At 69.0% G+C, this 14,601-nt stretch carries 15 protein-coding genes, 1 tRNA gene and 1 pseudogene; 8 read left to right on the forward strand and 9 right to left on the reverse strand.

Annotated elements, in window-relative coordinates:
• The first annotated feature begins 16 nt into the window (after positions 1-16).
• From argS to BMX29_RS05725, 6 genes are all read left to right on the forward strand, one after another.
• Entirely contained in the window at positions 17-1,762 is a 1,746-nt protein-coding gene (argS, locus tag BMX29_RS05705; protein WP_092811108.1) for an arginine--tRNA ligase, read from the forward strand.
• Between the two features lie 91 nt (positions 1,763-1,853).
• Complete coding sequence (locus BMX29_RS19550) at positions 1,854-2,888, forward strand: SPOR domain-containing protein (protein ID WP_244889153.1); 1,035 nt, start codon at positions 1,854-1,856, stop codon at positions 2,886-2,888.
• Complete coding sequence (gene nagZ / locus BMX29_RS05710; RefSeq protein WP_244889154.1) at positions 2,885-3,886, forward strand: beta-N-acetylhexosaminidase; 1,002 nt, start codon at positions 2,885-2,887, stop codon at positions 3,884-3,886. The genes BMX29_RS19550 and nagZ overlap by 4 nt, the downstream gene beginning before the upstream one ends.
• Positions 3,886-4,698, forward strand: coding sequence for a segregation and condensation protein A (locus BMX29_RS05715; protein ID WP_175471137.1), 813 nt, complete (start codon positions 3,886-3,888; stop codon positions 4,696-4,698). The genes nagZ and BMX29_RS05715 overlap by 1 nt, the downstream gene beginning before the upstream one ends.
• 179 nt (positions 4,699-4,877) lie before the next feature.
• Positions 4,878-5,486: an SMC-Scp complex subunit ScpB gene (scpB, locus tag BMX29_RS05720; protein ID WP_092811302.1), complete on the forward strand. Its 609-nt coding sequence runs from the start codon at positions 4,878-4,880 to the stop codon at positions 5,484-5,486.
• A gap of 61 nt (positions 5,487-5,547) precedes the next feature.
• A complete protein-coding gene (locus BMX29_RS05725; protein ID WP_092811112.1) occupies positions 5,548-5,766 on the forward strand; it encodes a hypothetical protein in 219 nt (72 codons plus the stop codon).
• 90 nt (positions 5,767-5,856) lie between these two features.
• Here BMX29_RS05725 and BMX29_RS05730 read toward each other — a convergent pair whose 3' ends face one another.
• The 9 genes and pseudogenes from BMX29_RS05730 to BMX29_RS05770 form a co-directional block, all read right to left on the reverse strand.
• Entirely contained in the window at positions 5,857-6,522 is a 666-nt protein-coding gene (locus tag BMX29_RS05730; protein WP_092811114.1) for a DUF1236 domain-containing protein, read from the reverse strand.
• Between the two features lie 175 nt (positions 6,523-6,697).
• The gene (locus tag BMX29_RS05735) at positions 6,698-7,774 is read right to left on the reverse strand and encodes a 2'-deoxycytidine 5'-triphosphate deaminase (RefSeq protein WP_092811116.1); all 1,077 of its coding nucleotides are present in this window, start codon (positions 7,772-7,774) and stop codon (positions 6,698-6,700) included.
• Positions 7,775-7,823: 49 nt separating this feature from the next.
• Positions 7,824-7,900 (reverse strand) — tRNA-Pro (locus tag BMX29_RS05740).
• Positions 7,901-9,366: 1,466 nt separating this feature from the next.
• A pseudogene (locus BMX29_RS19850) lies at positions 9,367-9,619 on the reverse strand (MerR family transcriptional regulator); the annotation flags it as partial.
• A 7-nt stretch (positions 9,620-9,626) separates the two neighbouring features.
• A complete protein-coding gene (ihfA, locus tag BMX29_RS05750; protein ID WP_043841154.1) occupies positions 9,627-9,929 on the reverse strand; it encodes an integration host factor subunit alpha in 303 nt (100 codons plus the stop codon).
• Positions 9,930-10,033: 104 nt separating this feature from the next.
• The gene (locus tag BMX29_RS05755; protein WP_092811118.1) at positions 10,034-11,005 is read right to left on the reverse strand and encodes a beta-ketoacyl-ACP synthase III; all 972 of its coding nucleotides are present in this window, start codon (positions 11,003-11,005) and stop codon (positions 10,034-10,036) included.
• Complete coding sequence (plsX, locus tag BMX29_RS05760) at positions 11,002-12,138, reverse strand: phosphate acyltransferase PlsX (protein WP_092811120.1); 1,137 nt, start codon at positions 12,136-12,138, stop codon at positions 11,002-11,004. The genes BMX29_RS05755 and plsX overlap by 4 nt, the downstream gene beginning before the upstream one ends.
• Before the next feature lie 29 nt (positions 12,139-12,167).
• Positions 12,168-12,374 carry a 50S ribosomal protein L32 gene (gene rpmF / locus BMX29_RS05765; protein ID WP_043841159.1) on the reverse strand — a complete coding sequence of 69 codons (207 nt, stop codon included), beginning with the start codon at positions 12,372-12,374 and terminating at the stop codon, positions 12,168-12,170.
• Between the two features lie 209 nt (positions 12,375-12,583).
• Positions 12,584-13,177 carry a YceD family protein gene (locus tag BMX29_RS05770; protein ID WP_092811122.1) on the reverse strand — a complete coding sequence of 198 codons (594 nt, stop codon included), beginning with the start codon at positions 13,175-13,177 and terminating at the stop codon, positions 12,584-12,586.
• Positions 13,178-13,265: 88 nt separating this feature from the next.
• On the opposite strand from BMX29_RS05770, the gene BMX29_RS05775 reads away from it, so the two are divergent.
• Positions 13,266-13,739, forward strand: coding sequence for an outer membrane protein assembly factor BamE (locus BMX29_RS05775; protein ID WP_244889156.1), 474 nt, complete (start codon positions 13,266-13,268; stop codon positions 13,737-13,739).
• A gap of 118 nt (positions 13,740-13,857) precedes the next feature.
• The gene (locus BMX29_RS05780) at positions 13,858-14,592 is read left to right on the forward strand and encodes a GNAT family N-acetyltransferase (protein WP_092811126.1); all 735 of its coding nucleotides are present in this window, start codon (positions 13,858-13,860) and stop codon (positions 14,590-14,592) included.
• The last annotated feature ends 9 nt before the right edge of the window (positions 14,593-14,601 follow it).

The raw sequence follows: 14,601 nt of genomic DNA on the forward strand, positions 1-14,601 counted from the left end.
GCAACAGGACACCGGGATGAACCTCTTCACCGACATCGGCACGCTCGTGACACGGGCGATCGGGGATCTGCAGGCGGACGGCACGCTGCCCGAGGGGCTCGACCTCGGGCCGGTGACGGTCGAGCCGCCGCGAGACCCGCTGCATGGCGACATGGCGACCAACGCCGCGATGGTGCTGGCCAAGCCCGCCGGCCGCAAGCCGCGCGATATCGCAGAGGCGCTGGCGCCCCGTCTGGCCGAGGACCCGCGCATCGAAAGCGCCGAGGTCGCCGGTCCGGGCTTCATCAACCTGCGGCTCGCCACGGCGGTCTGGCAGGAGGTGGCGCGCACCGTGCTGACCGAGGGCGCCGACTACGGCCGGTCGGCCATGGGGGCCGGCCGCAAGGTGAACGTGGAGTATGTCTCGGCCAACCCGACCGGGCCGCTGCACGTGGGCCACACCCGCGGCGCGGTCTTCGGCGACGCGCTGGCATCGCTGCTGGATTACGCCGGCCACGAGGTGACGCGGGAATATTACATCAACGACGGTGGCGCTCAGGTCGACGTGCTCGCGCGGTCGGTCTACCTGCGCTACCTCGAGGCGCATGGGCACGAGGTGGAGTTCGCCGACGGAACCTATCCCGGCGAGTACCTGATCGAGGTCGGCGAAGCCCTGAAGGACGAGGTCGGCGACGCCTGGGTCGACCAGCCCGAGGACGTCTGGCTCGACAAGGCGCGCGCCTTCGCCACCGAGAAGATGATGGACCTGATCCGCGAGGACCTGCGGCTTCTCGGCGTCGAGATGGACGAGTTCTTCTCGGAAAAGTCGCTCTACGGCACGGGCCGGATCGAGGAGGCGATCGAGACGCTTCGGGGGCGTGACCTGATCTACCGCGGCACGCTCGAGCCGCCCAAGGGCAAGACGCCCGAGGACTGGGAACCGCGCGAGCAGACGCTCTTCCGGTCGACCGCGCATGGCGACGACGTCGACCGGCCGATCATGAAGTCGGATGGCGCGTGGACCTACTTTGCCCCCGATATCGCCTATCACTGGGACAAGATCGGCCGCGGTTACGACCACCTGATCGACGTCTTCGGCGCCGATCACGGCGGCTACGTCAAGCGGATGAAGGCGGCGGTTTCGGCGCTGTCCGAGGGCCGCGTGCCGCTCGACATCAAGCTTTGCCAGCTGGTGAAGCTTTACAAGAACGGTGAGCCGTTCAAGATGTCCAAGCGCGCGGGCACGTTCATCACGCTTCGCGACGTGGTCGACCAGGTGGGCCCGGACGTGACCCGCTTCGTGATGCTGACGCGCAAGAACGACGCGCCGCTCGATTTCGACTTCGACAAGGTGCTGGAGCAGTCGAAGGAAAACCCGGTCTTCTACGTGCAGTACGCCCACGCGCGGGTGCACTCGGTTCTGCGCAAGGCCCGCGAGGCCGGGATCGACGTGGAGGATCCCGTACTTGCCGCAGCGGACCTCTCGGGTCTGACCCACGAGGCCGAGCTGGCTGTCGCGAAGAAACTGGCCGAGTGGCCGCGTCTGGTCGAGATCGCCGCGAAGGGGCACGAGCCGCACCGCGTGGCCTTTTTCCTCTACGATCTGGCATCGGATCTGCATGCGCTGTGGAACCGCGGCAACGACGAGCCGACGCTGCGTTTCCTGCAGGAGGACGACCCGAAGCACAGCCAGTCGAAAATCGCGCTGGCGCGGGCGGTGTCGGTTGTCATTTCGGCCGGCTTGGGTATCCTTGGCGTAACCCCGATGGAAGAAATGCGCTGACAGAGACGCGCACGCCGCCGGGGCCTTGAGCAGAGGCAGTGAACCGGCGGCCGCGCACCCTCGTGCCCGGCCCGGCCGGCAAGAGGCAGCGATGGCGGATACCTACTCTCCCGGCCCGGCGGACGGGCCGAGCTTCATGCAAACTGCGGGGCGCTCCGTCGCGCGCTGGACCAACTATGCCGGCGCAGCCGCGTCGATCGCGCTGATGGTCGGCGTGGGCGTCTGGGGCACCAAGCTTATCATGCGCGACATGAGCGGCATTCCGGTGGTTCGTGCCGCCGAAGGCCCGATGCGGATCGCGCCGGAACAGCCTGGCGGTCAGCCGGCGGCGCATCTCGGGCTGTCGGTCAACGACGTGGCCGGGCTCGGCATCGCGGCTGCGCCCGCGGATACGCTCCGCCTCGCGCCCGTCGATGATGCGTTGACCGACGAGGATGTGGCCTTTGCCGATGTCGTGCCGGACGTCCCGACACAGGCGATGGCGGAGGCTTCCGAAACCGCGCCGCTGCCGACACTGGCCGAACTGACGGGCGATGCGGAGAACCCGACCGAAGCGATCCATCAGCTGGCCGACCGTCTGTCGGCCGGGGTTGCACCGCTGGCGCCCGCCGGCGACGACCTGGACGACACGCCGCCCGAGGTCCGCAGCGCGCTGGCCGCGCTTGGCGTGGCGATGCCGGAGGAGACCGCGCCGATCAAGGCCGTCGCGACCGTGGCCGAGGCGCGCATCATTCCCGCCAGCGTGCCCGGTGTCTCGGTGTCGCTGCGTCCCGCGCCGCGCCCAGCCGCGCTGGCCCGTCGCGTCGCCGCGGCTGCCCCGCCCGAACCTCTGAAACCCGCCGAGGTCGAGGAATTGGACGCCGACTCGGTCGCCGCGGGCACCCGTCTGGTCCAACTCGGCGCCTATGACAGCGTCGAGACCGCGCGCTCCGAATGGAACCGTCTCGCCGCGCGCTTCGGCGACTTCCTCGACGGCCATGCCCGCGTGATCGAGAAGGCGTCCTCGGGCGGCAAGACCTTCTACCGTCTGCGTGCTCATGGCTTCGAGGACCTCTCGGACGCTCGCCGCTTCTGCGCGGCCTTCGTGGCCGAAAACGCCGACTGCATCCCGCTGGTGACCCGGTGACCCGGTTCGGCGCTGCCATACTCGGCTGCGCCGGGACGCGCCTGTCGGGCGCGGAAAAGCTGTTCTTCCGGGACGTGACGCCGTTCGGTTTCATCCTGTTCGCCCGCAATATCGAGAACGCCGATCAGGTGCGCGCCCTCTGCGACGAGCTGCGCGAGGCCGCCGGACACGAGGCGCCGATCTTCATCGATCAGGAGGGCGGACGCGTGCAGCGGCTTCGCCCGCCCCTGGCCCGCGACTGGCCTGCGCCGCTCGACCATGTTCGCGCCTATGGCGACCAGGCCGAGCAGGCGATGTACCTGCGCTACCGCATCATCGCCGCGGAACTGCGTGATCTCGGGATCGACGGCAACTGCGCGCCCATGCTGGACGTGGCCGAGCCCGGGACCCACAGGTTCCTTCGCAACCGCTGCTACGGCGAGAGCGTCGACCGTGTCGTCGCCATCGGGCAGGCCGTGGCGCGCGGCCTCGACGAGGGCGGCGTTCTGCCCGTGATCAAGCACATCCCCGGACACGGCCGCGCGCGGCTGGACAGCCACCTTGACCTCCCGGTCATCGAGGCCGGGCGCGAGGCGCTCGACGCGGTGGACTTCGCCGCCTTCCGGCCGTTCGCGGACATGGCGCTTGGGATGACCGCGCACCTCGTCTACCGCGCCATCGACGACGCGCCGGCGACGGTGTCCGAGGGGATGATCCACCTGATCCGCGAGGATATCGGCTTCGGTGGACTCTTGATGACCGACGACATCTCGATGGAGGCGCTGTCTGGCACCGTGGCCGAGCGCGGCCGCGCGAGCCTCGATGCGGGCTGCGATGTCGTCCTGCACTGCAACGGCGAGATGACCGAGATGCTGGCACTGATGCGCCGCGCGGGCGAGATGTCCGATATCGCGCAGCGCCGGGCCGAGGCGGCTCTCGCATCCCGACGCACGCCCCCCGACGCCGACATCGAAGAGCTGGCCGCCGAGCTCGAGGCGTTGCCGCGGGACGCGGCCTGATGAGCGACGAGAGCCGGACCGACGACGACCGCGACGCGGCCGTGGCGCACATGAGCGTGGCCGAACGGCTCGAGGCCGAGGCGCTGATCGTGGACGTCGACGGGTTCGAGGGGCCGCTGGACCTTCTGCTTACGTTATCGCGGACGCAGAAGGTGGATCTGCGCCGGATCTCCGTCCTGCAACTCGCCCGGCAATACCTGACCTTCGTCGAGAAGGCCAAGGAGCTGCGGATCGAGCTGGCCGCCGACTATCTCGTGATGGCGGCGTGGCTGGCCTTCCTCAAATCGCGTCTTCTGCTGCCCCCGGATCCCGAGGACGAGGGCCCGACGGGCGAAGACATGGCCGCGCACCTCGCGTTCCAGCTCGAACGGCTGCAGGCCATGCGAGACCGTGCCGCGCAACTCATGGCGCGCGACCGGCTGGGCCGCGACGTGTTTCCGCGCGGGTTGCCCGAGCATATCGAGCGCACGAAGTCCGTGCGCTACACCGCGACGCTTCTGGACCTCATGCAGGGGTACGCCCGGATCCGCACCCGTGACGAGTTCCGCCCCTTCGTGATGGACCGCGACCGCGTGTTCACGATGGAGCAGGCGCTGGAGCGGATGCGCGGGATGATCGGCTTCGCGGGCACGTGGACCGACATCGTGTCCTACCTGCCCGACGGCTGGCACGACGACCCGGTCAAGCGGCGTTCGGCGACGGCGGCAACCTTCGCGGCCTCTCTGGAACTCGTGAAGGAGGGGCACGTGCACATCCGCCAGTCCGACACCTTCGCACCGATCCAGATCCGGCGCACGGAGCGGCCCTCGTGACCGGGCACGACCGAGAGGACAAGGACCCGGACGGCCCGGAAACAGGAGGGGACCGCGCCCTCGGGGATGCGGGGGCGGAGCCTTCTGCCGAGACTGGCGCTCCTTCGCCCGGCTCCGAGGGCTCACCGCAGGACACGCCCGCCGCCCCGCCGCGTGAGACGCTTTTCGATGCGCCGGTGATGGCCGAGCAGGAGCGCATGGTCGAGGCCATGCTCTTCGCCTCGGCCGAGCCGTTGACCGCCGCGCAGATGGCCGCGCGGATGCCGCAAGGCTGCGACGCCGCCGAGGCGCTTGTCCACCTGCGCCGCCGCTACGAGGGTCGTGGCGTGCAGGTCGTCCGGGTGGGCGATTCCTGGGCGCTGCGGACGGCCCCGGACATGGGCTTTCTCATGCGCGAGGAAACCGTCGAGACGCGCAAGCTGTCGCGCGCGGCAATCGAGACGCTGGCGATCATCGCCTACCACCAGCCCGTCACCCGCGCCGAGATCGAGGAGATCCGCGGCGTGTCGGTCAGCCGTGGCACGGTGGACCAGTTGCTCGAGATGGAGTGGATACGCTTCGGGCGCCGCAAGATGACTCCCGGACGCCCGGTGACTTTCGTCGTGACCGAGGCGTTCCTGGATCACTTCGGACTGGAAAGCGCGCGCGACCTGCCGGGGCTCAAGGAGCTGCGCGCGGCCGGCCTGCTGGAGAGTCGTCCGCCCGTGGGCCAGCCCGGCGCGGGCGAGGGCGACGTGGACGCCGAAGAAGCACCCGATACCGGCCAGAGCGAACTTTTCGAGGATTGAGGCCAAACTTTCCGCACGTTTCGCGGCTAGCGTCGGTCCCCGAGCAGACAGGAGACGCGGCATGAACGCGAACAGCCTCATCAATATGGTCGTCCGCATGGTCATGCGGAAACTGGTGTCGCGCGGAGTGAATGCCGGCATCGACAAGGCGTTCGGCGGGAAGGCCAAGCGCAACGGCCCCATGACGCCCGAAGAGCGGCGTCAGGCGCAGCAGGCCCGACAGGCGCGGCGGCAGGCCAAACAGGCGACCCGCGCAGCCCGGCGGATGACGCGGCTCTGACCGCGGCCTGCGGGGCGACGTCTCCACGCAACGAAAAAGGGCCGCGGGTGTCTCCACCCACGGCCCCGTTCCTGTCTTCGCGTCAGCCGATCAGCGCACGACCTGCACGATGCGGCGGGTCTCCGGATCCACGACCACGTACTGCTCGTTCACGTTGAGGTACTGGTACTGGGCCTCGGGCACCGAGTAGATCTCGACGTCCTGCGGGATGCCCGCGCCCACTGCGACTTCGCCGTTCAGGTAGACGGGCTCGACCGGGTTCTCGCGCACGTAGGTGACGGTCGGTTCGGGGACGTCCGGGCCCGCCGCAGTTGCCGCACCAACGATCGCGCCTGCGGCGACGGCGGCGGGACCACCCACCAGCAGCGACCCTGCGGCGGCACCCCAGCCTGCGCCCACGGCGCCTTCGGCGGCTTGCTCACCGGCCGGTTCCTCGTAGGTCACCGTCTCGATCTCGACGGTCGACGGCGCCTCGTAGAGGACGACCGGCTCGTTCTCGACCGGCGTGGTCAGGTAGGCCGAATAGGCCCAGCCGGTGGTGCCATCATAGGAGACCTGGCACCACTCGCCGTTCTCGAGGCAGCCTGCCACATCGACGGCGGTTTCGGCGGGGATCACGCCCTGCGCTGCATACTGCGGACCGGGGCCTGCGCGGAAGTTCAGGTCGGTCGTGGTGGACGCGCTCATCTGTGCCAGCAGGGGCGTTGCGGTGATGGCGGCGACGGCGGTGCCGAGAAGCATGGTCTTGCGAAGCATTTCGATCTTCCTTGTCCAATCTGGCGCGACAGGCTCCTCCGCCTGCCGCTGCATGGCTGGACAAGCCGCGGCGATATCAATTCGTTCCGGTTGCCATCGCGGTCATGGGCGCACTTCCGCCGATGTCCGCCCGAACGGGCAGGTTCCCGCGCCATCCGCAGTGAAGATCGTCCGGTTAGCCCCGGAAATGTTTCGAAAGTTTCAATCCCTGGCCCTGATAGTTCGACGCGATGTCCGCGCCGTAGAGGGTCCGGGGCGGTTCTTCCATGCGCTCGTACACCAGTCGGCCGACGATCTGCCCGTGTTCCAGGACGAAAGGCGCCTCGTGGCAGCGCACTTCCAGCACGCCGCGTGACCCGGTGCCCCCGGCGGCGCCGTGGCCGAAGCCCGGATCGAAGAAACCGGCGTAGTGCACCCGGAACTCGCCCACCATGGCAAGGTATGGGGCCATTTCGGCGGCGTAGGCGGGCGGGATATGCACCGCCTCGCGGCTGACGAGGATGTAGAAAGCGTCGGGGTCGAGGATGATGCGCCGGTCCGAAGTCCGGATCGCCTCCCAGAACTCGGCGGGGTCGTACTGGCCGATGCGATCGAGGTCGATGACGCCGGTATGGGGCTTCGCACGGTAGCCCACGAGCCCATCGGGGCCGGGTTCGAGGTCCACCGAGAACCCCAGCCCGTCGCGGATCAGGGCCGGGCCGCCGGTGACCAGTGTTTCGGCCTCGTGAAGCGCGGAGAGTGCGTCGTCGTCGAGGACGGCGCGGCCCCGGCGGAACCTGATCTGGTTCAGACGCATCCCCGGCCGGACCAGCACCGAGAACGAGCGCGGGCAGATCTCGGCGTAAAGCGGACCGCGATAGCCTGCGGGGATGCGGTCGAACTCGGTCCCGCCATCTGCAATGGCGCGTGTCAGCAGGTCGAGCCGTCCGGTCGAGGATTTGGCATTGGCCACGGCCTGCACGCCGTCGGGCAGGGCGAGGCGCTCCATCAGAGGGACGACGTAGACGCAGCCCTTCTCCAGCACCGCGCCGTCCGACAGGTCGATCCGGTGCATCTCGAACTCGGCGATCCGGTCGGCGACGCTGCGCTCTTCGCCCGCGAGGAACGAGGCGCGGACGCGGTGCGCAACGGGCCCCAGCCGCAGGTCCACGCTGGCGGGCTGCACCTGTCCCTCGACCATCGGCGCGTCGGCCGCAAGGCCGCCGTCGCGGAGAAGGGTTTCGATCTGCTGCGAGGCGAATACGCCGGTCATCACGTGGCTTCCCGAACAAGGGGGCCGGACCGGCGGGCGGGGGAGAATTTGGTCGGGCTAGCAGGACTCGAACCTGCGACCTTCCGTCCCCCAGACGGACGCGCTACCAGGCTGCGCCATAGCCCGACTTGGTGTCGCGTGTCATACATGACCCGCGCGCGGGAGCAACCCCCCGCAACGCGAAAAAAGCGTGCGTCGGCCCTCACGTCATCACGCCTCGAGCCGGTCCCGCAGCTGCGCCACGAGAGGCCGGATCCGCGCGGCGGTATCGGGGTCGATCCGGTGCAGGGCTGCCACGCGCGAAAGGATGCCGGGCGCAGGCTCGGTGTCCTCCACCTCGTCCGCGAGCGTGGCGGCAATGGCCGCGGCGGCTGGTGTGGCCGCGGGGTCTTCGCCAGTTGCGTGGTCCTCTGTATCCGACGGTACGGGGCTGGCGGCCTCTTCTCTTTCTTCGGACCCGGCCGCATCGGTGGTCGGATCGATCCCGTCCTCCATTTCGTCCGCTGCGTCCACGCCGGCCCGGGCTTCGGCGGTCTCTTCCGTCTCGTCGGCGGTGGCGGCGTCCGTAGCCTCCTCGGGCGCGTCCGCGTCCGTGGCGTCCTCCGTCGCTCCGTAGCCCCGGCGCTCGCCCTCGGACGGAGCGTCGTCGTCCTCGCTTGCGTCGGGCGACGACAGACCCGTGCCTGTCTCGTCCGAGACAAGTGGTTCCGGCATCGCGTTGTCAGATTCGGGGTCGTGGGTGGGATCGTCGTGTGCGAGCGCCTCGGCCGGTGCCTCGTCGAGGCCGGGATCCGCCGCGTCCATGCCGTCCGTCTGGGCGGTGTCTACGTCGGGCTCTGGCGCAGGGACAGCCTCTTCCTGCGTCGCAGGGTCCGCGTCAGGGCCTTCGGACAGGGCGAAGGGAGCTTCCGTTTCGTCCGGGCCGATCTCCTGCGGATCGCCGTCGGACACCTCCGGCGCGTCCTCGGGCGGGGCTGCGTCCGAGGTTGCAAGGTCTTTTCCGCCAAGGAGCTCTTCGTCCGCCGCTCCGTCCTGTTCGCCCGCGCCCGCAGTCGCCTCCGGAGCCGCGCCCGGCACATGCAGGATGCGGTGGGGCTGGCTCAGGCGGTCGGCGAGGGGCATCGACAGGAAGTCGGGCACAGGGCCTTGTTCGAGCGGGAATAGCTCCCCCTGTTGGCCGTTGTCATGGCCCTCGGCGGCGGCAGCCTCGGTCCCGGGGTCCTGATCCGTCCGGGCGCCCGCCTCGTCCGGCGGACCGTCTGCGGGCCTTGGGCTAGCGTCAGCCGAGACGCCGTCTTCCTCGTGTGCGCCCGTCGCGGCGATCTCGTCAGGTTGGGGCGCTTCGGCCGGCGCGTCGGGCGAAGCCTGCGCGGAGTGGACCTCGACCGCCTCGTCCTCCGTGGACGGGCGCGCCTCGGGATCACGGGAGTGGAAGGGCAGGATCGTCGCTTCCTGCGGCTCCTGCTCGACCTCGGCAAAGCTGGCGTCCATCTCGGGAGGCGCGCCCTCGATCCCCGTCTCGGCGTAGGCGTCTTCCGGCGCGGCCGCGGTGCCCTCGAGCGTCTCGGCGTCCACTGGCTGAGAATAAGCGGACACCGCGCGGACGCCGCGCTCGGCCAGCATCTTCTGCACGCCCTTGATGGTCATGCCGTCGTCGTGCAGCAGCTTCTTGATACCGCCGAGGAGTTCCATGTCCGAGGGGCGGTAGTAGCGCCGCCCGCCGGCGCGCTTCACCGGCTTCACCTGAGTGAACTTGCTTTCCCAGAATCGCAGCACGTGGGCCGGAGTGCCGAGCCACTCGGCCACCTCGCTGATGGTGCGGAACGCGTCGGGGGACTTCGCCATGCCGCGATCAGGCCTTGTTGCCGGCCGCGACGCGTTCTTTCATCAGGTGCGAAGGACGGAAGGTCAGCACCCGGCGCGGCTGGATCGGGACCTCTTCGCCGGTCTTCGGATTGCGCCCGACACGCGCGGCCTTGTCGCGCACCGAGAAAGTCCCGAAGGACGAAATCTTGACCTGTTCGCCGTCGACCAGCGCGTCGGACATATGCCCGAGCACCGCCTCGACGAGGTCGGCGCTTTCGTTGCGCGACAGGCCGACTTCGCGGAAGACGGCCTCGCTCAAGTCCATGCGCGTGAGAGTTTTTTCGCCCATCCGGTCCTCCCGTTTGCGTGAACGATGAAGCCCCGGGTTTTCAGAGTCAATATCAACGGCTTGGGAAACACGCCTCGCGCGACACGAGAGGCGAAGTCCCGCCGCTACCAGCGCAGCAGAACAGCACCCCAGGCGAGACCGCCGCCGATGGCCTCGGTGACGATCAGGTCGCCCTGCTTGATCTGGCCGTTGTCGCGGCCCACGGACAGCGCCAGCGGAATCGACGCGGCCGAGGTATTGCCGTGGTCCTGAACGGTGACGACGACGCGATCCATCCCGAGGCCGAGCTTCTTCGCGGTGCCCTGGATGATGCGGATGTTGGCCTGGTGCGGAACCACCCAGTCGATATCGTCCGCGGTGACCCCGGCCTTCTCGAGCGTGGCCTCGGCGGTCTCGGCGAGCTTCTCGACCGCATGGCGGAAGACCTCGCGGCCCTTCATGCGCAGGTGGCCCGTGGATTGCGTCGAGACGCCGCCATCGACGTAGAGGATATCGCGGTGGCGTCCGTCCGAGTTGAGGTCGGTGGCAAGGATACCGCGGTCGTCGGACGTGCCCGCGCCGTCCTGCGCCTCGAGCAGCAGCGCGCCGGCGCCGTCGCCGAACAGCACGCAGGTCGAGCGATCGCTCCAGTCCATGATCCGGCTGAAGGTCTCGGCGCCGATCACCAGCACCTTGCGCGCCTGGCCCGATGCGATCAGCGCGTTAGCATTGGCCAGCGCGTAGACAAAGCCTGCGCAGACGGCCTGCACGTCGAAGGCGAAGCCCTTGGTCATGCCGATCTCGGCCTGCACCATGGTCGCGGCGGACGGGAAGGTAAGGTCGGCGGTCGATGTCGCGACGATCAGCGCGTCGAGGTCCGTTGCCTCCCAGCCGGCATCGGCCAGCGCGGCGCGGGCGGCGCGTGCCGCCATGTCCGAGGTGGTCTGGCCCTCGGCCGCGAAATGGCGCCGCTCGATTCCCGAGCGGGCGCGAATCCATTCGTCGGTGGTGTCGAGCGTGGCCTCGAACTCGGCGTTCTCGACCACCTTCTCCGGCAGGTAATGGCCGCATCCTGCGACCACGGCGCGTGTCGTCATGCGTTGGTCCCGTCCCTCGGCGCGGCGTCCGTCGCCGGCCCGGTCGTGTCCGTGATGTCGTGCGCCTGTTCGGCGGCGGATGCAACCCGCTCGGCGAGGCGATCCGAGAATCCGGACTGCGCGAGGCGGAAGGCAAGCTTGACCGCGGCGGAGATCCCGGTGGCGTCGGCGGAGCCGTGCGACTTCACGACGGTGCCGTTGAGGCCGAGGAACACACCGCCATTGACGCGGCGCGGATCGATGCGCTTCTGCAAGCGCCGCAGCGAGGTCAGGGCAAGAACCGAGGCGAAGCGCGACAGCGGCGAATACTTGAACGCCTCGCGCAGCAAATCGCCGATCAGCTTGGCCGTGCCTTCGCCGGTCTTGAGCGCGACGTTGCCGGTGAAACCGTCGGTGACGATCACGTCGCAACGATCGCCGGGGATGTCGCCGCCCTCGACGAAGCCCACGAACTCGAAGTTCGCGTTGCCCGAGGCAGATTCCATTAGCGCGTGCGCCGCCTGCATCTCGGCGCGGCCCTTGTGCTCTTCGGTGCCGACATTGAGAAGGCCGACGCGCGGACGAGTCAGCGCAAGACCGTTGCGGGCGTAGGAGGCGCCCATCAGCGCGTATTGCAGAAGGTCCTCGGCATCGGCGCGGATGTCGGCGCCGACGTCCAGCATGACGTTGAAATTCTGCGGATTGCGCGAGGGCCAGAGCACCGCGATGGCCGGGCGGTTGACGCCGGGCAGTTTTCGCAGGCGCACCATCGACAGCGCCATGAGCGCGCCCGTGTTGCCACAGGAGACCGCGACGGTGGCCTCCTTGTTGCGCACCGACTCGAGCGCGGACCACATCGACGTGTCCTGCCCTCGGCGCATCACCTGGCTGGGCTTGTCGTCCATCTTGACGACGCCGGACGCGTCCCGGAACTCGCACCGCCCGTCGAGGTGGCGCGCGTTCAGCCGCTTGGCGGCCAGACGCTTCAATTCGTCCGCATCCCCGTGAAGGATGAAGCGGATGTCCGGGTTCTTCTTTGCCGACTGCGCGATGCCCGCGATCACCGGGGCAGGACCCCGGTCGCCGCCCATGGCGTCGACCGAAATGACGATCGGCGCGTGGCCCGCCTTGGGTGTCTCCGCCTCAGAGCTCATGGAAGGGGGCCTTCCCGCGCGTCGGAAAATCAGGCGGCGTCGTCGTCCAGGTCGATCTCGTCGGCCTTGGCGATCACTTCGCGCTCGGCGTAGTGGCCGCAGGACGGGCAGATGTGGTGCGGGCGCTTGAGCTCGCCGCAGTTGTCGCACTCGTTGCGGTTCGCGGCCACCAGCCCGTCATGGGCCCGGCGGTTGTTGCGGCGCGACTTCGATACTTTGTTCTGTTGGACGGCCATGTCTCAACCTCGGTGCTTGTCTGTGGCGGGCGCGGCCCCGCACGCGGCGGAACGCACACCCGATAAATGTCGGAAATCACCGCGCACATAGTGCGGGGAGAGGGGCGGTGACAACCCTGAATCTCTCGTGAGGGCGCGAACATACGCGCGAAATTGCAAATAGCAACCGGAATTGCCCCGCTTGCGCGAGCGCCCCGGCGGCGCGGCGCCTACGCGCTGCCCGACCCGCTGTCCTCGCCGCCGCCGGCGAGCTTGTCGCGCAGGCCCGCGAGACCCGCGAAGGGCTTGAGGTCGTTGTCGCGGATCGGCTCGGCCCCGGCCGGGCGCGTTTCGGCGTCGCCGTCGCCCTCGTCCGCATCCTCGGCGCGCGGATAGTCGGGGATCTCGAGCGACAGCGCCTCGGCCATCACGGCGGCGGGGTCGATAGATGCGCCCAGCGGCTCGACCGTGTCGTCCTCAGGCATTTCGACCTCGGAGCCGGCCTCGAAGCTCTCGAGCCGTTCTTCGGGACGGAACCGGCGCACCACCTTGCTGTCGATTCGTGTCGTGACCGGCGCCAGCGTCACCGCGCAGGGCTGCACCACCGTGGCGCCGAGCGTGCCCTCGAGCGTGAAGCCGTTCTTGCCCGCGGGCCGGATTTCGCCGTCGAACACGAGCTTGCGGATCGACGAGACGCCGAGTTCCTCGGCCAGCGCGGCGCGCGCGGAGGCGTCCGGCGACAGGGCGAAGCGGGTCGCTTTGGTCTGCGAAAGGTCGGCGGTGCGGAACGGTCCGGCGGAGGCGCCGGTGTCGGTCGGGGACATGCGGGTCGGGTTTCCTTCACTTGAACGTGGTGCAGAGCTTGTATATCCGCAATAAAAGTCCGGAACGGCGGAAAACAAGGGACCGAGCATGTGGGGCAGGGCAGAGCGTAAGGGCGCCAAGGGACGTGTCCTTCTTATCGGGCTCGCAATGTCGGCGGTTCTCGCAGGCTGTGCGCCGCAGGTGAGCAACCACGGCTACGTTCCGCCGGAGGAGGATCTCGCTCGGATCGTTCCCGGCATCGACACTCGCGACACCGTCACCGAAGTGATCGGCGTGCCGTCGTCCGCGGGCGTGCTGAACGACAGCGGCTACTACTACATCTCCAGTACCATGTCGCGGTTTGCCTGGCGCGCGCCGCAAGTCGTCGACCGGGAGGTCGTGGCGATCTCGTTCACCGACGGCGGCGTGGTCCGCGGGATCGAGCGTTACGACCTCGAGGATGGCCGCGTCGTGCCACTGACGCGACGCGTTACCGACAATGCCGGCGGCGACATCGGCTTCATCCGCCGCCTGTTCGGCAACATCGGACGGCTTCAGGCCTCGGACCTGCTCTCCAACTGATCCCGGCCGGGCGCGTGACGTCCGGTCTTGCGCGCCCTCCCGTGGCGCTGTCATCGTCCTGGGGTGCGCGCCGGTCATCCGTGGCGCGCAAGCTGGGATCGACCACCGGGGCACGGGGATGCTTCACCTCACCAAGGGACGGTACCGGGTGCGCGTGGCCGCTGACCCGGAGGACGTGGCCCGCGCGCAGCGGCTGCGGCACCTGTGCTTTCGCGGGGACGAGGACGGCCGCGACGTGGACGCCTTCGATCCTGTCTGCGTGCACGTTCTGGTCGAGATACGGAAAACCGGCAGTTTGGTGGCCTGTTTCCGTCTTCTTCCGCTGGCGGGCGGGCGCGAGATCGGCCGGTCCTATGCCGCGCAGTTCTACGAGCTGTCCGCGCTCGAGGCGTTCGATGGCCCGATGCTGGAACTCGGGCGCTTCTGCATCCATCCTGAGGTGCACGATCCGGATGTTCTGCGCGTCGCGTGGGGGGCGATAACCGACTACGTGGACCGCGCGGGCGTGGAACTGCTGTTCGGCTGCGCCTCCTTTGCCGGGACGGATTGGGCCGTGCACGGCGACGCGCTCGCCATGCTGAAGGCGCGGCATCTCGGCCCCGCACGCTGGCTGCCCCGGATCAAGGCGCCGGACGTTGTGCGCTTTGCCCAGCGGCTTCGCCGGCGGCCGGACGCGAAGAAGGCGATGCTGGCGATGCCGCCCCTGCTGCGGACCTACCTGATGATGGGCGGCTGGGTCAGCGACCACGCGGTCGTCGACCGCGACATGGGCACCCTGCATGTCTTCACCGGCGTCGAAATCGGCCGCATCCCGCCCGCCCGCAAGCGTCTTCTGCGCGCGGTGGCGGCCTGAGCCGCACGC

The sequence above is a fragment of the Roseivivax marinus genome, assembly GCF_900109705.1.
Classification (GTDB): domain Bacteria; phylum Pseudomonadota; class Alphaproteobacteria; order Rhodobacterales; family Rhodobacteraceae; genus Roseivivax; species Roseivivax marinus.